At 29.6% G+C, this 21,495-nt stretch carries 20 protein-coding genes; 14 read left to right on the top strand and 6 right to left on the bottom strand.

Features of this window, described 5'->3' with window-relative positions; translation table 11 throughout:
* Positions 1–13 precede the first annotated feature (13 nt).
* Both GQS57_RS12630 and GQS57_RS12625 read left to right on the top strand, forming a co-directional pair.
* Complete coding sequence (locus tag GQS57_RS12630) at positions 14–769, top strand: polysaccharide biosynthesis/export family protein (RefSeq protein WP_165733219.1); 756 nt, start codon at positions 14–16, stop codon at positions 767–769.
* Positions 770–783: 14 nt separating this feature from the next.
* On the top strand, positions 784–3,135 hold the full coding sequence (locus GQS57_RS12625; RefSeq protein ID WP_165733218.1) for a polysaccharide biosynthesis tyrosine autokinase: 2,352 nt from the start codon (positions 784–786) through the stop codon (positions 3,133–3,135).
* Positions 3,136–3,603: 468 nt separating this feature from the next.
* Here GQS57_RS12625 and GQS57_RS12620 read toward each other — a convergent pair whose 3' ends face one another.
* The 5 genes from GQS57_RS12620 to GQS57_RS12600 form a co-directional block, all read right to left on the bottom strand.
* Positions 3,604–4,581 carry a hypothetical protein gene (locus GQS57_RS12620; protein WP_165733217.1) on the bottom strand — a complete coding sequence of 326 codons (978 nt, stop codon included), beginning with the start codon at positions 4,579–4,581 and terminating at the stop codon, positions 3,604–3,606.
* A gap of 177 nt (positions 4,582–4,758) precedes the next feature.
* Positions 4,759–4,935, bottom strand: coding sequence for a hypothetical protein (locus GQS57_RS12615; protein ID WP_165733216.1), 177 nt, complete (start codon positions 4,933–4,935; stop codon positions 4,759–4,761).
* A 179-nt stretch (positions 4,936–5,114) separates the two neighbouring features.
* Positions 5,115–5,687: a Crp/Fnr family transcriptional regulator gene (locus GQS57_RS12610; RefSeq protein WP_165733215.1), complete on the bottom strand. Its 573-nt coding sequence runs from the start codon at positions 5,685–5,687 to the stop codon at positions 5,115–5,117.
* 116 nt (positions 5,688–5,803) lie between these two features.
* Positions 5,804–6,460: an HAD family phosphatase gene (locus tag GQS57_RS12605; RefSeq protein ID WP_165733214.1), complete on the bottom strand. Its 657-nt coding sequence runs from the start codon at positions 6,458–6,460 to the stop codon at positions 5,804–5,806.
* Positions 6,461–6,744: 284 nt separating this feature from the next.
* A complete protein-coding gene (locus tag GQS57_RS12600) occupies positions 6,745–7,161 on the bottom strand; it encodes a DCC1-like thiol-disulfide oxidoreductase family protein (RefSeq protein WP_165733213.1) in 417 nt (138 codons plus the stop codon).
* Positions 7,162–7,410: 249 nt separating this feature from the next.
* Between GQS57_RS12600 and GQS57_RS12595 the strand changes: the two genes are divergently transcribed.
* Genes GQS57_RS12595 through GQS57_RS12580 form a run of 4 tightly spaced genes read left to right on the top strand, consistent with a single transcriptional unit; the run spans position 7,411 to position 11,697 of the window.
* Positions 7,411–8,103 (top strand): ABC transporter ATP-binding protein, encoded by a 693-nt coding sequence (locus tag GQS57_RS12595; RefSeq protein WP_165733212.1) that lies wholly within the window; start codon positions 7,411–7,413, stop codon positions 8,101–8,103.
* Between the two features lie 2 nt (positions 8,104–8,105).
* The gene (locus tag GQS57_RS12590) at positions 8,106–9,335 is read left to right on the top strand and encodes an ABC transporter permease (RefSeq protein ID WP_165733211.1); all 1,230 of its coding nucleotides are present in this window, start codon (positions 8,106–8,108) and stop codon (positions 9,333–9,335) included.
* 2 nt (positions 9,336–9,337) lie between these two features.
* Positions 9,338–10,558 carry an ABC transporter permease gene (locus tag GQS57_RS12585; protein WP_165733210.1) on the top strand — a complete coding sequence of 407 codons (1,221 nt, stop codon included), beginning with the start codon at positions 9,338–9,340 and terminating at the stop codon, positions 10,556–10,558.
* A gap of 35 nt (positions 10,559–10,593) precedes the next feature.
* Entirely contained in the window at positions 10,594–11,697 is a 1,104-nt protein-coding gene (locus tag GQS57_RS12580) for an efflux RND transporter periplasmic adaptor subunit (protein ID WP_165733209.1), read from the top strand.
* 115 nt (positions 11,698–11,812) lie between these two features.
* Here the strand turns inward: GQS57_RS12580 and GQS57_RS12575 are convergent, their stop codons facing one another.
* A complete protein-coding gene (locus GQS57_RS12575) occupies positions 11,813–12,844 on the bottom strand; it encodes a hypothetical protein (RefSeq protein ID WP_165733208.1) in 1,032 nt (343 codons plus the stop codon).
* A 60-nt stretch (positions 12,845–12,904) separates the two neighbouring features.
* Between GQS57_RS12575 and GQS57_RS12570 the strand changes: the two genes are divergently transcribed.
* The 8 genes from GQS57_RS12570 (at position 12,905) to GQS57_RS12535 (ending at position 21,432) form a co-directional block, all read left to right on the top strand.
* Positions 12,905–13,465, top strand: a complete 561-nt coding sequence (locus GQS57_RS12570; protein ID WP_165733207.1) for an RNA polymerase sigma factor — start codon at positions 12,905–12,907, stop codon at positions 13,463–13,465.
* The gene (locus tag GQS57_RS12565; protein WP_165733206.1) at positions 13,452–14,270 is read left to right on the top strand and encodes a hypothetical protein; all 819 of its coding nucleotides are present in this window, start codon (positions 13,452–13,454) and stop codon (positions 14,268–14,270) included. Before GQS57_RS12570 ends, GQS57_RS12565 begins: the two co-directional genes overlap by 14 nt.
* Before the next feature lie 102 nt (positions 14,271–14,372).
* Entirely contained in the window at positions 14,373–15,461 is a 1,089-nt protein-coding gene (locus tag GQS57_RS12560) for a hypothetical protein (protein ID WP_165733205.1), read from the top strand.
* A 206-nt stretch (positions 15,462–15,667) separates the two neighbouring features.
* A complete protein-coding gene (gene ald / locus GQS57_RS12555; RefSeq protein WP_165733204.1) occupies positions 15,668–16,768 on the top strand; it encodes an alanine dehydrogenase in 1,101 nt (366 codons plus the stop codon).
* A gap of 287 nt (positions 16,769–17,055) precedes the next feature.
* On the top strand, positions 17,056–17,397 hold the full coding sequence (rpsF, locus tag GQS57_RS12550; RefSeq protein WP_165733203.1) for a 30S ribosomal protein S6: 342 nt from the start codon (positions 17,056–17,058) through the stop codon (positions 17,395–17,397).
* A gap of 3 nt (positions 17,398–17,400) precedes the next feature.
* Positions 17,401–17,697 carry a 30S ribosomal protein S18 gene (gene rpsR / locus GQS57_RS12545; protein WP_068452452.1) on the top strand — a complete coding sequence of 99 codons (297 nt, stop codon included), beginning with the start codon at positions 17,401–17,403 and terminating at the stop codon, positions 17,695–17,697.
* Positions 17,698–17,711: 14 nt separating this feature from the next.
* Positions 17,712–18,158 carry a 50S ribosomal protein L9 gene (gene rplI / locus GQS57_RS12540; protein WP_165733202.1) on the top strand — a complete coding sequence of 149 codons (447 nt, stop codon included), beginning with the start codon at positions 17,712–17,714 and terminating at the stop codon, positions 18,156–18,158.
* Positions 18,159–18,258: 100 nt separating this feature from the next.
* Positions 18,259–21,432, top strand: coding sequence for a carboxypeptidase regulatory-like domain-containing protein (locus GQS57_RS12535; protein ID WP_165733201.1), 3,174 nt, complete (start codon positions 18,259–18,261; stop codon positions 21,430–21,432).
* The last annotated feature ends 63 nt before the right edge of the window (positions 21,433–21,495 follow it).

Raw genomic sequence — 21,495 nt, 5'->3', positions numbered from 1 at the left:
ATCTATAAAAAAAATGAAGTATCTATATGTAACATCTGTATTGCTTTTATTTTTAGTCACATCATGTGTTTCTAAAAAAAAGATTGTGTATTTCGGAGATAAAAAAAAGGTGATAGTAAATAGTAGATTACAACAATATGAACCTACTATTCAAAAAGATGATTTATTAAATATTAATGTATCTGCAGCAAATGCAGAAGCAGTTTTACCTTTTAATCTTTATGAAACTCCAATTTTAGATAATTCAATTGGAAGTGCAAAACCATTACCTTATTTAGTAAATGCTAGTGGAGAAATTAAATTTCCGGTATTAGGTGTTTTAAAAGTAACAGGGATGACAACTAACGAATTAAGTGAGTTTTTACATACAAAATTATCTGAATATATATCTAATCCTATTATAAATATTAGCACCATCAATTTTAAAGTAACTGTTTTGGGTGAGGTTAATAAACCTGGTACATATCAAATTCAAAATCAACGAATCACCATTGTAGAGGCTTTAGGTTTAGCTGGCGATTTAACAATTAATGGAAATAGAGATATTACATTAATAAGAGAGCGAGATGGAGAACGTGTTTTTATACCCATAGATATTACCAATAAAGCCCTGTTTAATTCTCCATATTACTACTTGTCACAAAACGATCTTATTTATGTAGAACCGAATAAAAGTAAGATTAATTCTTCTGGTATAGGGGCAAATACGAGTGTTATATTTACTTCAATTGCCACGTTTATATCAATTATTGCCATTTTAATACAATAACTATTTTTTAAATTATGCAACAAGAGAACCCTTTAAATTATATTTTTCAGGAAGAAGAACCTATAAATATAAGAGAACAGTTAGAAAAATATTTATTTCATTGGAAATGGTTTGTTTTTACTGTAATAGTAGCATTAGGAATAGCATATGCGTATTCTTATTATACACCAAGCCAATATAGAGTAGCAACAACAATTTTAATTGATGACGATAGTAATGGTGGCTTATCTAGTGAGCTTTCTGCCTTTGAAGATTTAGGTTTAATAGGAGGAGGAAAAAAATCGATAGACAATGAAATAGGTATTTTAAAATCGTACACGCTTATGGAGCGTGTTGTAAAAGAATTAGGAGTCTATACTACATTTTACAAAGAAGATAGAGGGCGTATTACAGAATTGTATGATACAGAAGTACCTTTTAAAATCACTTTTTTTTCTAAAGAAAAAGTATATGATTTAAATACTACATTTAAAATTCATGTACTATCTGCATCTAAATTTGAGCTTATTTCAGAAGATGAAAGTGTTAAGAAACATGTGTTTGGCGAGAGTGTAAGTACCGTATTTGGTAAGATAACGATAACACCTACAAAAACAGAAATTAAGAATATAAATGAAACCATAACGGTTAGAATATCTGCATTAAAAAATGTTGTTGAAGGTTTAAGAGGAGCGCTTCAAGTAGGTTTAATGTTTGAAAAATCTAGCTTATTAGAACTTAGTTTAATATCCCAAAATAAAGAAAAATCAACCGCTATTTTAGATGGATTAGTAAGACAGTATAATGAAGATGCTGTTGCTGGTAAAAATTTAATAGGTAACAATACTCGTACTTTTATTGATGAGAGGTTGGCTGTTATAGAAAAAGACTTATCTGCTGTAGATAAAGGTGTAGAAGATTTTAAGTCTAATAACAGATTGACAGGTATTCCTGCAGAAGCAGCTATAGTATTAGAAAATAATGCAGAATTAGAAAAGAAAATTGTAGATTTAAATACGCAGATTAGATTAACTGATTATGTAATGTCTTATATCACTGAAAATAAAGAAAATTTAATTCCTGCTAATTTAGGTTTAAATGATGGTAATTTAGACGGTAACAGTATTCAGTACAATGAGTTAATTCTAGAACGTAATAGAATTTTAAAGGGATCTAGTCTTAAAAACCCAGTAATTGTTAATTTAAACTCTCAAATCGCTCAGTTACGAGGTAGTATTTATCAAAGTTTGGTAAACTTAAAATCATCTTTAAGTATTTCTTTAATTGATGCCGAAAAAGCAGAAAGTAAAGTAGGCTATAGAATGTCTTCTGTACCTAAACAAGACAGAGAGTTTAGAGATATTGAAAGACAACAACAGATTATAGAAACATTATATCTGTACTTATTACAAAAGAGAGAAGAAAATGCAATTTCACTTGCAGTTACAGTACCTAATGCAAAAGTAATTGATACCGCAAGAGGTAGTGATAGCCCAATAAACGCTAAAGGGAAAGTGGTGTATTTGATTGCTATTTCGTTAGGTTTAGCAATACCATTTGCAATTATTTATGTGTTATTTTTATTAGATAATAAGGTACACAACACCAAAGAAGTAGAATCTATTGTAAAAGCACCTTTAATGGGAGAAATTCCAAAAACAAAGGATACTAGTAAAGTAATTCAGAAAGATGATAGAAGTGGTTTGTCTGAATCTTTTAGGATGATTCGTACAAACTTAGATTTTATGCTTTCTGGAGCTGGAATTAAAGAAGGTGGAAAAACTATTTTTATAACTTCTACATTACCGAGTGAAGGAAAAACTTTTATTTCTGTAAATTTATCTGCAGTATTGGCTTTATCAAACAAGAAAGTATTATTAATTGGTGCAGATATTAGAAAACCTCGTTTAGAAGAATATTTAGGTATAAAATTAGGAAAAGGAATTACCCATTATTTAACAGATAATTCGTTAAAAGTTCCTGATGTAATAGAACATGTAGAGGCACTTAATATTGATGTATTGCACTCTGGTGTAATAGCACCAAACCCTTCGGAATTATTAAGTAACGGACGTTTTGAAGATCTTTTAGCGTATGGAAAGGAACATTACGATTTTGTAATTGTTGATACTGCTCCGGTAAAATTAGTAACAGATACCATGTTATTAGGTAGAGGTGCAGATTTATTTATTTATACAATTAGAGCCAATTATTTAGACAAACGTTTGTTAGAAATACCTGCAAAATTATATAAAGATAAACGTTTACCTAATATGACCGTTTTATTGAATGATGTAGATGTAGAGGCAGAGTATGGTTATGGTTATAGTTACGGATATGGTTATGGAGAAGCTGAGGTTAAGAAGTCTTGGTGGAAAAGAGGATAAAAGGACTTTCTGAAAAATATAATTCATTTCTTAGAGGATTAGCCAATATTAAATTGGTTGTCTAGAATTGAATATTTTGTGGTTTAAAATAAAAAATAGCTTGGAGGTTCTCCAAGCTATTTTTTTGTTTTTTTAATAATGTTTAGCACCTGAGAAGAAGCGCTATCGTTTCTAATTATAACTTAGCTAAATATAAATATTTTTCTTTTCGGTTAAATGGTTAATTTTATATTTACTGGACTTTGTAAACATAATTAACTTTGGAGTTAACACAAGAGCCCTATGTTTTTATATACATTATTAGCAGTTGTTTTATTCTTCTAGTTATTATTTTTTTATTAGGTTTTTCTTTCAAATATAATTTTGTTTATAATGGTGTTTTTATATTTTATAGAATTTTAAAAAATAATCCTTTCATAAAAAATGAAAGGATTATACTAGTAATTGTTTCAATATAATAATATACTCCTATGAATTTAAATAGACTATTTCATGTAAACCATCTGTATGATATGTTTTGGTGATACCACTTCTAGTTACAATTAATTCTTCTTTTGCAAGATATCTATAAGCATCTTCTCCTTTATCTATTTTAGATTTTTCTATCATTACAATCTTATCCAATTTGATATTTGCTATAAAACTAAAATCATCTTTTGATCCTTTTAATGTAAAGTCTTTAGCAAAGGTATATCCCATTGTTTCTTCTGTCATAGTCGCATTAATAACAGCCTCTATTTTACTTGTGTCATTTGGGTTATCAAATGGATCAGTAGGTGCCATTATCAAGTGCTCTTCATCCGTAACTAATGCCAAAGGATTAACAATTTTACCATCTAAACCTATCATAATTGAATAATCAATTGAGATGTCTGGAGTATGAATTTTTCCCCAATACCAATTTTTAAACGCACCTGCTAATCTTTTCTCTCCCCAGTTATGGTCATGATATCCAATACCCTTAACTTTAATAGCTTTTCCACCTTTGTATAATTCTCCTTCTATTGGTCCAGATGGTACAGCTACTGTCCAGTGCATTGGAACCGGATATCCTTCTGTTGTAAATGGATGATTCTTTTTCTTTAATTTTAATTTAGCACCGTATCCATCAATCATAGTGTAAAACTCGTAGTAATCTCCACAATCTTTACAATATTCTTCACCAAGTGTAACATCACACTTTTCATAACTAATAGACACATCTTCCTCTTTGTATAATCTTATTTTACTAACCTCTGGTTGTCCGTGTGGATATATATTTAATCTAACAGACGGTTGTCTTGGGTTTAGTCTAGTGTCATTAAGAGAATACATTACTACAAAATGATCTCCATTGTCAAAATGTGCATCAAAGTACCACCAATCAAAATGTTCTTCTTTGTTTGTTACAGGGAAAACAATATGAGTTGCATCTGCTTTTGTGTAATTAATATCTTTTTTTTCCATAATATTTAGCTTTTAATAGGTTCTTAATAATTTCATCTTTTAATACATTAATTTTTAGATTTGCTGCCTTAAGTTATTGAATAGAGGAAAAGCTCTATATTTTTATACATTGTGGGCAGTACGTTATTTATATTTACCCAAAGGGGCTCAAAATACATTAATTCCCAAACCGTTTTGTTACTGGTGTGCTTTTCCTGTAAATCTAAAGTATGTCGGATCAATACTTGTAAACATTTTTACAAGTTTGAATTTAAATCTATTACCAACTGATGCCGCAATTAAATATTCTTCAACAATAGTTTTTTTCTTAAAAAAGTGAATATTCGTATCTGTATTCACTTTTAGTATCATCATAAACAAAAATTAAATAGTCACTAAGTTTTGCTAAATTTTGACTGAATAAAATGGTAGTGTTGTAATTATGAAGCTAATTTTATTTTTCATGCCAATTTGAAACAAATTAAATTTATAGTTCTTGTATACCGCAAAAATAAATATAACTGATTCGAATTTTATGAAACTAATTTCATGTTTTAACTAGTACGTTTTATTTTACTTAGCCATTGGGGAGTAACACCTATAAATTCAGCGATGTACTTAGAAGGAACATTTTTAGTAATTGGGTTGTGTTCTTCAAGAAGATAATTGTATAATTTATCTTTTGGGAGACCTATTAATTTCGACTTTATTTGATTTATAAAAATAAGAGCACCTATAATATGCGTGTTACAGAATTCGTCAAAAATTTTATGTTTCGCACTTAACTTTTCTAATGCACTGCTATGAAATCCAATTACTTCAGAGTTTTTGAATGCTTTTATTTGCGTATCAGAAGACTCTTTAGAAAAATAACTTTCTGGTTGTGTCATAAATGGATGATAATTATCAATGTGGAACGCTGTTGTTCTAAATTTTGACTTATGATCATCAAAATACTGACTTACAAACCCACCCTTAATTACTATATAAATATATTTACTATGCTCTCCAACATTAAGAATGTTTTCGTTTTTTTTGATTTCAATTTTCTTACCATTCGAAATTATCTCTTGAATTAAATTTTCTGATAAACCGTATTGAATGGCATAATTTATAAGATTTTCCATTTTTTTTTAATTATTGCCTCTATTATATTATAATGACATTTCAACACCAACTATCACAAACGAGCTAAGTACGTTTCAGTACTTAAATAATCAATAGTTAAAACACCCAATATTCGTTACAATATCTTGTGTAACCTTTTAAAATTATTAACTATAAAATCGGCATTTTTTAAAGATTGATCTTCTGCCATTGGGTTTCTGTAACCGAATACAAAAATACCTGCATCATTAGCTGCTTTAACACCATTATCTGAATCTTCTATAACCACACAATTTTCTTTAGGCGTATTTCCTAAAATAGCTGCTTTGTTAAAGATTTCTGGGTTTGGTTTCGATTCTGTTAAATCTGCTCCACTAATTTTTGCCGTAAAATATGGATTTAAATCAAATCGATTAAAAACTCTGTCAATATTAACCATCGCAGAAGAAGAAGCTAAAATTAAAGTCAAACCTTTTTTATGACAATGTTTTATCAATTCTTCTACACCTTTTACCAAATGTAATGTTGGGGCGTTTTCAAAGAAATTGACATAGCGTTTTCTTTTATTTAAAACCAATTCTTCTGGGTCTAAATCTAAGTTAAAATGTGCTACTAATTTCTGAAAAGCATTAATGGTAGAAGAACCTGTTAAGGTTTTGTATAAATCGTCAGAAACTTTAACTCCAATAGAAGCAAAGGTTTCGTAATACGCTTTTTTATGAATTTCTTCTGAATCTATAATTACGCCGTCCATGTCAAAAATGACACATTTTATTTCTTTAGGTACGTTCATGTTTCTATTAAGAGTTTGATATTATTAAATAAGTATATAAGGTTAAAAAAAATATATTTAGTAAGAATGCAATAAATACTTGAAATTTTTTAGGCTCCTTAATGCTTTTTATAGCTTTTAATAATCCTATAATCGATAAAATTAGAATTACAAAAGCCAGAATTCCTACTAAATTTGAAATAATATAAGAATTGTCATCATTCATATATACAGACAAAATAGCAATAGCTATTGTAAATACAAAAGAAAATAATGAATATTTAATTGATAAAAACGCGTTCATTTTAATCTAAAAATTTCGCGTTTAATTCAGGTGTCGGAATCATGCACGTTTCTTTTTTACCAAACCATTTGTAACGGTTTTTAGCAATATAATCGTAAACATAATTTCTAAATCCTTCCGGTAAGAATAAAAATATTTGACTTAGACTCCAGATTCCTCCAAAGTCATTCATTATTTTTAAAGCTGCTGTAGATTTTATTTCATAAGAAACACCAGGTTCATACAAAACAATAGAATCAATTTTAGAAATGTCAATTCCTAACTGATTGATAATTTCTTTCCCTTTATCAGACTGTAAGGCTGTAAATAAAAAGATGTTTTTAGTATCGTATTTAATTACTTTTAAGACAGAATGGTTACATAAATTACAAAAACCATCAAATAAAATAACCTTTTTGTTTTTTGGTAAATCAATCATTTTAGCATTTCAATATTAAAGAAAACAAAGATACTTTATCTTTTTTCGAAACAGATAAAAATTGATAATGGTTTCTAAAGTAGTTTTGTTTTAAAGAAAATACAGGTATCTTTAAATGTTTTAAAAAAAAGTTAATTTTCTTGTAACATTTTTTTTAATGAGACGTCTTATGTTAGTATTCGAGTAAATAACGCTTTATTTATGTAAAGATTTTTACTTTAAATATTTTAGCTTAAAATTAACCAACCAATGATTAGAATAGAAAAACTACACAAATCTTACCCGATAGGTAAAGATTCTCTACATGTTTTAAAAGGTATCGATTTACATATAAAAGAAGGCGAATTTGTTTCTATTATGGGATCTTCTGGTTCTGGTAAATCTACTTTATTAAACATTGTTGGTTTATTAGATGAACATGATGAAGGTGATTATTACCTAAACGGACAATTAATAAAGAACTTAAATGAGAAAAAAGCAGCAATTCTTAGAAACAAATTTTTAGGATTTATTTTTCAATCTTTTAATCTAATCTCATACAAAACAGCTTTAGAAAATGTTGCATTGCCTTTGTATTATAAAGGAATAGCAAGAAAAGAACGTTTAGAAAAAGCCTTAGAATACTTAGAAAAAGTAGGTTTAAAGGATTGGGCAAATCATTTACCAAACGAACTTTCTGGAGGTCAAAAACAACGTGTTGCCATTGCAAGAGCTTTGGTTACAAAACCAAAAGTTGTTTTAGCAGATGAGCCAACAGGAGCATTAGATTCTACAACTACAGATTCTGTAATGGATTTGTTAAGGGATATTAATAATGAAGGAATGACGGTGTTTGTTATTACGCACGAGGAGGAAGTTGCAGAGCAAACCAAAAGAATTGTACGTTTAAAAGACGGTCTTATTATTAGTGATGAATATACAAATGTATCTAAAACAGTTTAATTATGTTTGATTTAGATCGTTGGAGAGAAATATTTCAAAGCATTAGTAAAAACAAGTTGCGTTCTGCGTTGTCTGGCTTTACGGTTGCGTTTGCTATTTTACTTTTTACGTTACTTTTTGGTATTGGTAACGGACTTCAAAATACCTTTAAAAATGAATTTGCAAAAGATGCTATGAACTCCATTTATATTTGGAGTAATAACACCACAATCGCTTATAAAGGAAACCAAATAGGCAGAAGAATTCAGTTTAAAAATGATGATTTTACCTATATCAAAGAAAATTTTGGAGATAAAATTCAAACCATAAGTCCAAGAATTCAGAGATCTGAGAATGTTGTTTATAAAGATGAAAAAGACAACTACGCCGTTAGAGGTGTATATCCAGAATATTATGTGTTGGAATCTGCAGAAGTAACAGAAGGTCGTTTTTTAAATTATAGAGATATACAAGAAAGAGGGAAAGTTGTTGTAATTGGTAGAATGGTAGAAAAAGATTTGTTTGGTCAATTAAGTGCTTTTGGAAAACAAATAAATATAGGAGGAATTATGTATAAAGTTATCGGTATTTTCTCTGATCCTGGAGGGGATAGTGATGAAAGATATATTTACACTCCATTTTCTACAATGCAAAGAATGTATGGTAATAATGATTATGTAGATGAATTTGGAATTACCTATAATCCGGATTTAAGTATAGATGAAGCCATCGCATTTAGTAGTGAATTACACCGAGAATTAAAGAAAAGACACAATGTTTCGCCTAATGACCAAAGAGGAATTGGTTTAGACAATTACGCGACAAATAATAAAGAAGTATCTGGGATGATGTTTGGCTTAAGCATTTTAATTCTAGTAATTGGTTTTGGAACCTTAATAGCTGGAGTTGTAGGTATTAGTAATATTATGGTGTACATCGTTAAAGAAAGAACCAAAGAATTAGGAATTAGAAAAGCAGTTGGTGCAACACCACGTATGATTGTTGCCATGATAATGCAAGAAGCTGTTTTTATTACTGCAATATCTGGTTATGCAGGTTTACTACTCGGAATAGGTATTTTAGAAATAGCTGGACCAAGTTTAGAAAAATACTTTATTTTAAACCCAAGTGTTTCTCAACCTGTAGTTATTGGAGCAACCTTAACACTCGTTTGTGCAGGTTTAATTGCAGGATATTTACCAGCCAAAAAAGCAGCAAAAATTAAACCCGTAGTAGCACTAAATTCAGATTAATTATGAGATTTTTATTTGAAAAAGATACTTGGCAAGAAATTTACGGTAGTATTCGAAAGAATAAAACTAGAACTGCAATCACCATTTTTGGGGCATTTTGGGGAATTCTATTATTGGTAGGTTTATTAGGCGCAGCCAAAGGAATAGAAAATAGTTTTAATAGTATGTTTGGTAATTTTGCTACTAACAGTGTTTTTATGTCTGGGAGTAGAACTTCAATGCCTTTTAAAGGTTTTCAAGAAGGACGCCAGATTAGTTTAAGATTAAGTGATGTAGATAAAATTCGTTCAGAAATAGAAGGTATTCAGTTTGTAGTGCCAAGAAATGCAACTGGCGGACAAGTGGTTCATGGTTTAAAGACTGGTAATTTTACCATTTTTGGAGATTTTCCTTTAATTGATGAGGTTCAAAAAAAGAACTTGATAGAAGGTAGATTTATCAACCAAAGTGACATGGATGAAAATAAAAAGGTTTGTGTTATTAGTGAAGGTGTTTATAAAGAGCTGTTTGATAGAAATGAAGAGGCTATAGGTGTTTACATAAAAGTAAGTGGTATCAATTATAAAGTTGTTGGTGTTTATGAAACGAGTCAGTTTGAAGGAAAAAACAACATTCACATACCTTTTAGTACCTTTAAGTTAGTGTATAACAAAGGCGATAAATTTGAATGGATGGTTGTAACCGGAAAAGAAGAGTTTGATATTGTTCAATTAGAATCTGATGTGAAATTATTATTAAAAAATTTACATAAAATTCATCCTGATGATAACAGAGCGTTTAGAGGTTTTAATTTAGGCGAACGTATAAAACAGGTTACAGGCTTTTTAACAGGAATGCAATTTTTAACATGGTTTGTTGGTATTGCAACCTTAATTGCAGGTGTTTTTGCAATTGGTAACATTTTGTTGATTACCGTTAAAGAAAGAACAAAAGAAATAGGAATTAGAAGAGCTTTAGGTGCAACGCCAAATAAAGTAAGACAACAAATTATATTAGAATCGTTATTTTTAACGCTGTTAGCAGGTTCTTTAGGAATTATTGCTGGTGGATTAGTTTTAATGTTATTAGATAATTTTGTAGAATTTCTTGTAAATCCTACAGTAGATATTCCTATTGTTTTAATAGCATATGCAGTATTAGTATTTTTAGGAACATTAATAGGGTTTATACCTGCGTATATGGCAACAATAGTGAAACCAATAGACGCATTAAGAGAAGAATAAAAAAAAATCAACTAACAAGAATAAATAGAAGATAAATGAAAAAAGTAATCATTTTTGGAGGAATAGCTGTTGCATTAATAGCAGTACTAATTTGGTTTGGTAAAAAGAACAGTGCATCACCGATAGAATACAAAACAGAAAAAGCTTTTAAAGCAACAATCGTTAAAAAAAGTGTTGCTACTGGTAAAGTTACTCCGTTAGAAGAAGTAGAGATCAAACCACAAATAGCAGGTATTATAGATAAAATTGTGGTTGAAGAAGGCGCAATTGTAAAAGCAGGAGATTTGTTAGCAACAGTAAGAGTTGTACCAAACGAACAATCTTTAACAAGTGCAAAAGGACGTATTAATTCTGTTCAAATTCAATTGAATAATACAAAAGTACAATACGACAGAAATAAAAAATTATTTGATAAAGGAGTTATTTCTCGTCAAGAATTTGAATCTCTAGAACTTTCATATAATCAAGCAAAAAACGATTTACGTAACGCTCAAAATGATTATCAGATTATTAAAAAAGGTTCTGCAGGTTCTTCTGGAGCAAATACAAATATTAGAGCAACAACTTCTGGGATGGTGGTAGAAATTCCTGTTAAAAAAGGATATCAAGTTGTAGAAACAAATGGATTTAGTGCAGGTACTACAATTGCTACGATTGCAGACATGACTAAAATGATTTTTGAAGGAAAAGTTGATGAATCTGAAGTTGGTAAATTGGTAAAAGGAACAGAAATAGAAATTTCTTTAGGAGCTATCGAAAACAAGAAATTTCCAGCAGTTTTAAATTTTATTGCACCAAAAGGAACAGAAGAAGCAGGAGCAGTTCAATTTAAAATTAAGGCAGATGTATCTTTAGATGATGAGCATTTTATTAGAGCAGGTTACAGCGCAAATGCAGAGATTGTTTTAGAGAGAAAAGACAGTGTTTTATCTATTAAAGAATCTTTATTACAGTTTGATAGAAAAACGGAATTGCCTTATGTAGAAATTAAAAATACAGAAGGTACATTTGATAAAAAAGATGTAAAATTAGGAACTTCAGACGGTGTAAATGTTGAAGTTTTAGAAGGTGTTACCAAAGATGATGATATTAAAATTTGGAATCAAACTTCTAAAGAAGATGATAAAGACAATAATTAAGAATTTTTAAAATTCTATTTAAAAAAGGGACTCAATTTTGAGTCCTTTTTTTTGTTTCTAGTAATAAAAAGCATATTGAGTTTGAATTGGATAGTAATTGTGTTTCTTTGAAACTTTAATTTATCGTTTTTATATTGCTAACATCAATGGACTCTTTAATTGAACCATCATTATTACAAAATATAATCATTCCTTGTTCCCAATCATTAAATATAGGTTTAAGAGTTTTATATTTATCTTCTGTTAAATTATTTAAAATAAGCTTAATCATAGATTTGTAAACAATTATTCTATTGATTATTGTTTTTTTGTCATCTTGAGTAAATGCAAAAACAGGATTATGTTCACTTTTAACACAATCTCCAATACAACAAAAGTGTATAATTTCACAATCCAAAAAATCTTGACTTCCTTTTAGCTTCATAGAATTATTTATTTCTTCCATATAGCCTTTCGGAAATACGGTTGATTTTTTTAATCCATCATAAGAGTTATCCCATAGCCTTTTAATTATTCTAAATTTACTAAACCTTGATATCTCATGGTTATTTAAGAAGAATGCTGGTAATAAATGTTCTGCAAAAATTATATTTTGAATTTCTTTTGGAAATTCATATTTACATACATAGTCAAACACTAATGCTTCAATAAAATAATTATAAAATTCTTTTGTTTTTAAAGGAGTTTCTATAAATATTTGAGATATCTCTTTTGCTTTTAGAGAGGTATATTTTTTTTGATGCTTTACTTTTTTTAATAATTCTGTTGGTTGGATTGAATTTAAGTCATAAAAATATTTTTTAGCTTCATCATTAATAAATCTAATGGCTTCGTTATATTTATTAGGCTTCTTTAAATCTGATGGAAGTATTATTTTTTTATATGGTATTGTTATACCTAAAGCTTCCATTATTGTAAATGGAGTAAGAGAGTAATTAATGTTTTCCGAAGGGATATTTTTTATTACCCTATGATTTTTAATGTCAGAATTAAAGTTTTCAAATACTATTTCATTTCCAGATTTTACAATTTCTCTATAAATATTATTATCTAATAGAAAGCTATATTTCATAATTATAAAGATAGCAACAAAAACATAATCATTAAGTTTTAAAAATAAATAAATTATTTTTTTATCTTCAAGCAACCTTTTTAAGACTTCTGTAGTCTATATATTTGTAAGGCAGTTAAAAACGAAACGAGAGGCTTGAAAATTATAAAATTACATAACAAACAAAAATCGCTCATTAAAAAAGCGATAGACAACAATAGGGAAGCGCAACAACAATTGTTCGAGCAGCATTCGCCTAAAATGTTGGGGGTTTGTAGACAATATGTAAAAGACTTACATCATGCGGAAGATTTATTATTACAAGGTTTTCTAAAGGTTTTTACAAACTTACACAAGTTTAAACACGAAGGTAGTTTTGAAGGTTGGATTCGCAGAATTATGGTGAATACTTGTATTTCTTATCTCCGTAAAAAGAATTTAATTGATTTGTCTGACGAAGATTATGTTTTTAATGATGCAGCAACAGAAAGTTTAGAAAACACATCTGTAGAAGATATTCAGAAATTGATAGATCAATTGCCAGAAGGTTATAAAATGGTGTTTAATTTATATGCGATAGAAGGATATAAACATTCAGAAATTGCAGAGAAATTAAATGTTTCAGAAAGTACCTCTAAATCGCAATTATTTAAAGCACGTAAATTATTGCAACAGAATTATTACAAAATGAATACAGTGAGCAATGGAGACAAATAATATAGATAAAAATATAAAAGGTAAGTTAGATAATAGAACGATAAATCCATCGGCTTCTGCTTGGGAACGTTTGTCTGCACAATTAGATGAGCAACCAAAGCAAAAGAAAAAAGGATGGATATTCTATATGGGAGCTGCTGCTAGTGTTTTATTGTTAGTAAGTGTCGGTTTTCTGTTTTTAAATAAAAATGAAGACATTAAGCCTGTAGAAATTATTGTTGAAAACCCAATTGATACAATTACAATTGATGCAAAAATAGATCAATTTATAAATGAAATTCCTGCAGAAGAAGCAATTGTTAAGATTGATGAAGTAGAAGAGAAGCAAGTAGAAGTTTCTAATAAAAATGTCATTCCGACAAAGGAGGAATTAAAAAAATCCATCAATAATTCTATAGTTGCAAACAACAAAAAAAATGTAATTCCGACAACGGAGGAAGTTATCGAAACAGTGGTAGCTGTATCTGAGGATCATCCGACGAAGGAGAAAACAATAAATAAAGAAATCTTAAAACAAGACCCAAATAGTAGCATAAAAATTAATAGTGATGATTTGTTATTCGCGGTAACACATTCGTCAACCGAAGTAAAGGAGTATTATGCAAAACTAAATTTAACAAGGGAAGATGTTTTAAGTACGATTAAAAATGAGCTTAAAAACTCTAATATTAAAGTGAGTCCAGAAGCTATTTTGGCTGAAGTAGAACGCACGATTGGAGAAGAAAATTTTCAGAATAATTTCTTACAATCTTTAAAGAAAAGAGTAACAGATATTGCAACTGCCATTGCAAGTAGAAACGATTAAATTAAATCACTTTCTGTGGTAGTATAATTAAAAGACGTTTTAATTGAAACTAGTTAGCGAAAGGATTTTATCAAACAAAAACAATTTTTTAAAACATACAAGATGAAAAGAATACTACTAATATTAGTGTTGTTAAGTACAACTATTGCCGTGTCTCAAGAAACAACTTTTGAGAAAGAAGTAAATAAAATATCTAAAAGAATAGAGCAAATTACAACAACTCAAAAAGATTCATTAAGAATAAAAGTGGTTGCTATTGATGAAAGGCTAGAGAAAGGAGAAATTACAAAACCGATTTCAAATACCTTAAAGAAAGAGGTTGCTTCTTATCATGCCAGAAGGATTGAAAAATTAGTAGGAGAACAAGAGCGTTTGTTGCAATTATTGGTGCAAGATAAAACCAATGGTAGAATAGCGAGTTCAGGTGAAGAAAGTGAGTTTGATTATGACGATAATACGTTTACTGTTGGAAAGAAAACATTTTCATTTAGCTTAAATAATGATGATAAAAGTGAAAGAATAGAAAAGAGAAAAAGAAAAACGAATAGAAGAACTACCTCTCAGTTTGTGTTTTCTATGGGAGTAAATAATGTTTTAAATGACCATGAACTATCTTCTTTAAATGATTCTGATTACAAGTTCTGGCAATCTCATTTTTATGAGCTAGGTTGGACGTGGAAAACAAGGTTTACTAAAGAACCTTCTAAATTGTACTTTAAATACGGACTTTCTTTTCTTTGGAATAATTTACGATTAGATAATAATAGTATTCATGTAAAAGATGGTGATATAACAGAAGTTCAAGTTTTTGATAACAAATTATCAGAAAGTAGATTGCGCCATGTGCAAATGAATTTTCCGATGCATGTAGAATGGGATTTTTCTAAAAATAAAACGGATAAAGATGGTTTTGTAAAAGATAGAACAAACAGGTCTGTCCGTTTAGGTCTTGGAGGCTTTGTTGGTTTTAAATTAGGAACAAGACAATATTTAGAATACAAAGATGAAAACAATGTTGAAGTTGAAGAAGTGCAATTCAATAATTTTAATATGAATACTATTAATTATGGATTAAGTGCTTATGTAGGTTATAGATCTACTAGTTTTTATGTAAAATATGATTTGAACCCATTGTTTAAAAATACCGAAACTAGAAACATTTCTATGGGAATTCGTTTAGATTTGGATTAAATCGTTAAAGATAATATTGCTGATGTCAATTTTTTGTGATTTTTATTGAGTATTTGATAATTTTAATGAATAGAATTTTGGTATAAATCATTTTAAAATAACAAAAAATAGGACATCAGTAAAAATAACAAATTTGATTTTTTTTGTTAAAATACAAACAAAAAGACTGTAAATTTACTTGCTTAAAACATCTAAATTAAGCAATAATGAAAGTTGGAATTCCTAAAGAAATTAAGAATAACGAAAGTAGAGTTGGTATGACACCTGCAGGTGTTTTTGAGTTGACTAAAAAAAATCATACTGTGTACGTACAGTCAACAGCAGGAGAAGGAAGTGGTTTCTTTGATGCCGATTACATTAAGGTAGGAGCAACTATTTTACCTACCATAGAAGAAGTTTACAGCCAGAGTGAAATGATTGTAAAGGTTAAAGAACCAATTGCTTCGGAATATTCTTTAATTAAAGAAAATCAAATTGTTTTTACGTATTTTCATTTTGCATCATGCGAACCTTTAACAAAGGCAATGATAGAAAGTAAATCTATTTGTATTGCTTATGAAACGGTAGAAGATAGTGAAGGAACTTTACCTTTATTAACACCAATGTCTGAAGTTGCAGGAAGAATGGCAATTCAGCAAGGTGCTAAGTATTTAGAAAAACCAATTAAAGGACGTGGTATTTTATTAGGTGGTGTACCAGGTGTTGCGCCAGGAAAAGTCTTAATTTTAGGAGCAGGAGTTGTTGGAGTACAAGCAGCAAAAATGGCAGCAGGTTTAGGTGCTCATGTAACTATTATGGATATTAATATGAAACGTTTACGTTATGTAAATGATGTATTACCAAACCATGTTACAACAGCTTTTTCTAGTGAATATAGTATTAGACAATTGATTAAAACGCACGATTTAATTATTGGAGGTGTTTTAGTAAAAGGAGGAAAGGCTCCAAAATTAATTACTAGAGACATGCTTAAAGACATGCGACCAGGAACAGTTATAGTTGATGTTGCTGTAGATCAGGGTGGATGTTTTGAAACGACAAAAGCAACAACACACGAAGATCCTACTTATATTATAGATGATGTTGTACATTATTGTGTCGCAAATATGCCAGGAGCTGTACCTTACACTTCTACAATTGCATTAACAAATGTAACATTGCCATATATTTTAAATATAGCAAACAAAGGATGGGAAGAAGCGTGTGCTACAGATGCATCTTTAGACAAAGGATTAAATATTATAAAAGGAAAAATTGTTTATAAAGAAATTAGCGAGGCTTTTCATTTAGAAGCTTTTGAAGTCTAATTTTAACTAGAATATTTTTGATAAACCTCTGGTGTTGTTTTGTGTTTCAACCTAGAGGTTTTATCAACCTTTTTTTGAATTACACTTTTATTAATAAAAAATTAATTTTTTAGAAATATATCTAAGAATTTTACTTTTGATGTAAAGAAATAGAAGTATCTACATTTTTTTACCTAGAATTTTCTACTTTTACTTAAAGTTGATAAGAATAACTGTTATATATAACGCTAGTTATAAAAAAGTTATTATATTTGCAGCCTTAAAAATAAACAATAAATATTTAATTTATGAATCATTACGAAACTGTTTTCATTTTGAATCCCGTTTTATCTGATACTCAGATAAAGGAGACAGTACAAAAATTCGAAGATTATTTAGTTTCCAAAGGAGCTGAAATGATCTCAAAAGAGAATTGGGGCTTAAAGAAATTAGCGTATCCAATCCAAAAGAAAAAAAGTGGTTTTTACCATTTATTTGAGTTTAAAATTGCAGGAGAAGAAATCTCTGCATATGAGTTAGAATTTAGAAGAGATGATAGCGTTATGCGTTACCTTTCTGTTAGATTAGACAAACATGCAGCTGCTTGGGCAAAAATTAGAACTGAACGTGTTAAATCTACAAAAAAATAAGAAATGGCATCAATAGAACAACAAGCAAAAGGCGGTAAATCTGCTGACGTTAGATATTTAACGCCGTTAGATATAGACACTAAAAAAGAAGCTAAATACTGTAGATTTAAGAAAAAAGATATCAAGTATATCGATTTTAAAGATGCAGACTTCTTAATGTATTTAGTAAACGAACAAGGTAAAATTTTACCAAGACGTTTAACAGGAACTTCATTAAAATATCAACGTAAAGTTGCGCAAGCAATTAAAAGAGCGCGTCATTTAGCGTTAATGCCTTACGTTGGAGATATGTTAAAATAATAAAGAGGTAGAACATGGAATTGATATTAAGACAAGACGTAGAAAATTTAGGATTCAAAGATGATATCGTAGACGTGAAAAACGGTTATGGTAGAAACTTCTTAATCCCTACAAGACAAGCAGTTTTAGCTACTTCATCTGCAAAGAAAGTTTTAGCAGAGAATTTAAAACAACGTGCTTACAAAGAAGCTAAATTAATTGAAGACGCTAATGTTATAGCTGAAGCAGTTAAAGGATATGAAATTAAAATTGCATCTAAAGTTGGTTCAGGAGACAAATTATTTGGTTCTGTAAACAACATCGATTTAGCTGCAGCACTTGCAAAAGCAGGAACAGACTTAGATAAGAAATTTATCAAAGTTGTTGGTGGTTCTGTAAAAAGATTAGGTAAATATGAAGCTTCTGTAAGATTACACAGAGCAGTAGTTGCTGAAATAACTTTTGAAGTTATTGCTGAATAAATAACAATTGTTAAATAATTGTTAAGAACTAAAAGTCTACTTTAACGAGTAGACTTTTTTTTTGCTTTATTTTTGGTTATATAAACTTAAATCCAAAAACATGAAGCAAAAATTATTTTTTTTATGTTCATTTATTTTAATGTTTAGTTTCGTTGCAAATGCACAAACAACAACATCAAAAATTAACGGAACTATTACGGACAATTCTGGAGAACCATTATTTGGAGCAACTATTGTTGCTTTGCATACTCCTACAGGTACCGTATCTGGTACAACAGCACAAGATAATGGTAGATACGCGCTATCTAACCTAAGAATTGGAGGGCCGTATACGATTACAATTAGTTACCTAGGTTTTAAATCTAATAAGATAACAAATATCTTTTTAACCTTAGGTAAAACCTCAAATATTGATGTTGTTTTATCTGAAGACAGTAATACTTTAGAAGAAGTTGTTATCAGCTCTGGTAAAAATGCTGTTTTTAATAATGATAGAACAGGAGCACAGACCAGTATTAGAACTAAAGATTTAAAGGTATTACCAACGATATCTAGATCGGCATCTGATTTTACACGTTTAGACCCTTCTGCTTCAGGTGGATCTTTTGGAGGGAGAAACGACCAATTTAATAACTTTACATTAGATGGTTCTATATTTAACAACCCATTTGGTTTAGATGCAGCAACACCAGGTGGACAAACAGCTTCTCAACCAGTATCTTTAGATGCTATAGAGCAAATTTCTGTTTCTACTGCACCTTATGATGTTACTTTATCTGGTTTTACAGGTGCTTCTGTAAATGCAGTAACCAAAAGTGGAACAAACACCGTAACAGGAACCGCATACGGATATTACAGAAATCAAGATTTTACAGGAGGTAAAATTAAAGGAGAAAGTATTTTTGTTCCTAAATTATCACAATCTCAAGTAGGAGTAAGTATAGGTGCACCGATTATAAAAGATAAATTATTTGTTTTTATAAATTTTGAAAAAGACAATAGATCAGATTTAGGTCAGTCTTGGTTACCAAACACAGGTTCCGGAGCTATTAATGAATCTAGAGTTTTAAAATCAGATTTAGATGAAGTTCAAAGTGCATTAGCAGGTATTGGTTACAGTACTGGTGCTTATGAAGGTTTTACGCATGATTCTAACAGTACAAAAGGGTTGTTTAAGTTAGATTGGAATATCACCAAAGATAATCGTCTATCATTTGTTTATAATTTTTTAAATGCCTCTAGAGATTTACCAGCGCATCCAACAGCACTAGGTTTTAGAGGTCCAAGTTCTCAAATGCTACAATTCGAAAATTCTGGATATCAAATTAATAATAATTTGAATTCATTTTTATTAGAATTAAATTCTACTGTTACAGATAATATAACAAACAAGTTTCAAGCAGGATATACACATTTCGATGATTTTAGAAGCCCTAAATCGGCACCTATGCCAGCATTTAGAATTCAAGATGGTAACGGAGGGAATTATATAATTTCAGGTCATGAACCTTTTTCAATTAACAATACATTAGATCAAAAAGTTTTTCAAATTACAAATAACTTAAATATCAGTAATGGAGATCATAACTATACAATTGGTTTTTCTTTTGAAAAATTTGAATTTGAGAATTCCTTTAATTTAGGAGCATACGGTTTTGGAGATGCAAGAGGTTATGTTGGTGCATTTGGTGGAGATTTTGCTAATATGGATGCCTTTAGAACAGGAGTTTCTAATGGTCTTTTAGCTGATGCTATGGCTGCTGCACAAAGTACATTTACTACTAATAACGCCAATGATTCTTGGGCATTAGCAGAAACAAATGTTGGTCAGTTTGCTTTTTACGTACAAGATGATTGGAATATAAACGATAATTTTAAATTATCATATGGTGTTCGTTTTGATAAACCTTTATTTTTCAATTCTGCAGATAAAGCGCAAGACGTAATAGATAAAAGTTTTTACTTACCTAATAATCCATATACAGACCCTGCTACAGGAGAAACAGTATTATTTGATTCTACTAAAATGCCAAATAACAACTTCTTAGTTTCACCAAGAATTGGTTTTAACTGGGATGTAAATGGAGATAGCTCATTTCAATTACGTGGTGGTTCTGGTTTATTTACAGGTCGTTTTCCTTTTGTTTGGTTAGGTAACCAAATAGCAAATCCTAATGTGTATTTTTACCAAGTTGTAGATCCTGATTTTAAATTCCCACAAGTTTGGAGAACAAGTTTGGGAGCAGATGTAAAATTAAAAGATGGTACTATTTTAACTACAGATCTTTCATACACAAAAGATATAAACGGAGCACATGTGCAAAATTGGGGTTTAAAAACACCTACAGGAACTTTGGCAGGTGGTATAGATAATAGATTAGTGTATACAGATACAGACAGAAGCCCAAATTGGGGAGGACCAAATGATAAATCAAATGCTTATGTATTTACCAATTCTGATAAAGGAAGAACTTTAAATGCATCCTTAAAAGCACAGAAAAATTTTGATAATGGATTGTATTTAATGGCAGCTTATAATTACTTAAATTCTAAAGATGTAAACTCTATTGAAGCAGAAATAACAGGAGATGCTTTCGATTTTAATCCAGTTTTATCTAATGCAAATGATGCAACATTAGCGCATTCTAAATATGGAGATACACATCGTTTTATTGCGGTAGCTTCTAAATCTTGGAATTATGGAACAAATGATAAATGGACAACCACAATTTCTTCTTTCTATGAATTGGCAAAAGGAGGTCGTTTTAACTACACATACGCAGGTGATATTAATAATGATGGGTCTAACTTAAATGATTTAATTTACATACCAACAGATAGCCAAATAGACGCAATGACATTTAAAGCACCAGTAAATACTGGAGACTTATCTATTCAAGATCAAAAAGATGGCTTAAGAAATTATATCAATCAAGATGATTATTTAAGTGATAGACAGGGAGAATATGCAGAACGTTATGGTGCATTATCACCTTGGAGAGGAAAAGTGGATGTAAAATTTATTCAGAATTTAAAATTAGGAAACAATAATTCTTTAGAGTTTACTATAGATATTTTAAACTTTGGTAATTTATTAAACTCAAACTGGGGCTTAGTGCAACAACCTGATGCAGTACAATTATTAGGTGTTACTGTAGATAATACAGGTTTACCAACCTATAGTTTTAATTCAGACTTAAAAGAAACTTTTGTATATAATTCTACGTTACTTTCTAGATGGCAAGCACAAGTTGGTTTAAGATATTCTTTCTAAATCAATAAAGAATTCAGATATTTGAACCGCCCATAATTGGGCGGTTTTTTTTTACCATAAATT

Origin of the sequence: Polaribacter sp. 20A6 (assembly GCF_011378915.1) — a bacterium.
Taxonomy (GTDB): Bacteria; Bacteroidota; Bacteroidia; order Flavobacteriales; family Flavobacteriaceae; genus Polaribacter; species Polaribacter sejongensis.
Note: the sequence above shows the minus strand (reverse complement) of the source record. Positions and strands in the feature narration are given on the sequence as shown.

Excerpts from the sequence above, each read along its gene's own strand:
- GQS57_RS12565 (WP_165733206.1), top strand. The coding sequence starts at position 13,452 with ATGGAGACAAATAATATAGATAAAAATATAAAAGGTAAGTTAGATAAT.
- GQS57_RS12595 (WP_165733212.1), top strand. The coding sequence starts at position 7,411 with ATGATTAGAATAGAAAAACTACACAAATCTTACCCGATAGGTAAAGAT.
- GQS57_RS12605 (WP_165733214.1), bottom strand. The coding sequence starts at position 6,460 with ATGAACGTACCTAAAGAAATAAAATGTGTCATTTTTGACATGGACGGC.
- rplI (WP_165733202.1), top strand. The coding sequence starts at position 17,712 with ATGGAATTGATATTAAGACAAGACGTAGAAAATTTAGGATTCAAAGAT.
- GQS57_RS12610 (WP_165733215.1), bottom strand. The coding sequence starts at position 5,687 with ATGGAAAATCTTATAAATTATGCCATTCAATACGGTTTATCAGAAAAT.
- GQS57_RS12590 (WP_165733211.1), top strand. The coding sequence starts at position 8,106 with ATGTTTGATTTAGATCGTTGGAGAGAAATATTTCAAAGCATTAGTAAA.
- rpsR (WP_068452452.1), top strand. The coding sequence starts at position 17,401 with ATGGCATCAATAGAACAACAAGCAAAAGGCGGTAAATCTGCTGACGTT.
- GQS57_RS12615 (WP_165733216.1), bottom strand. The coding sequence starts at position 4,935 with ATGATGATACTAAAAGTGAATACAGATACGAATATTCACTTTTTTAAG.
- GQS57_RS12630 (WP_165733219.1), top strand. The coding sequence starts at position 14 with ATGAAGTATCTATATGTAACATCTGTATTGCTTTTATTTTTAGTCACA.
- GQS57_RS12620 (WP_165733217.1), bottom strand. The coding sequence starts at position 4,581 with ATGGAAAAAAAAGATATTAATTACACAAAAGCAGATGCAACTCATATT.
- GQS57_RS12585 (WP_165733210.1), top strand. The coding sequence starts at position 9,338 with ATGAGATTTTTATTTGAAAAAGATACTTGGCAAGAAATTTACGGTAGT.
- GQS57_RS12535 (WP_165733201.1), top strand. The coding sequence starts at position 18,259 with ATGAAGCAAAAATTATTTTTTTTATGTTCATTTATTTTAATGTTTAGT.
- GQS57_RS12580 (WP_165733209.1), top strand. The coding sequence starts at position 10,594 with ATGAAAAAAGTAATCATTTTTGGAGGAATAGCTGTTGCATTAATAGCA.
- GQS57_RS12600 (WP_165733213.1), bottom strand. The coding sequence starts at position 7,161 with ATGATTGATTTACCAAAAAACAAAAAGGTTATTTTATTTGATGGTTTT.
- GQS57_RS12625 (WP_165733218.1), top strand. The coding sequence starts at position 784 with ATGCAACAAGAGAACCCTTTAAATTATATTTTTCAGGAAGAAGAACCT.
- rpsF (WP_165733203.1), top strand. The coding sequence starts at position 17,056 with ATGAATCATTACGAAACTGTTTTCATTTTGAATCCCGTTTTATCTGAT.
- GQS57_RS12560 (WP_165733205.1), top strand. The coding sequence starts at position 14,373 with ATGAAAAGAATACTACTAATATTAGTGTTGTTAAGTACAACTATTGCC.
- ald (WP_165733204.1), top strand. The coding sequence starts at position 15,668 with ATGAAAGTTGGAATTCCTAAAGAAATTAAGAATAACGAAAGTAGAGTT.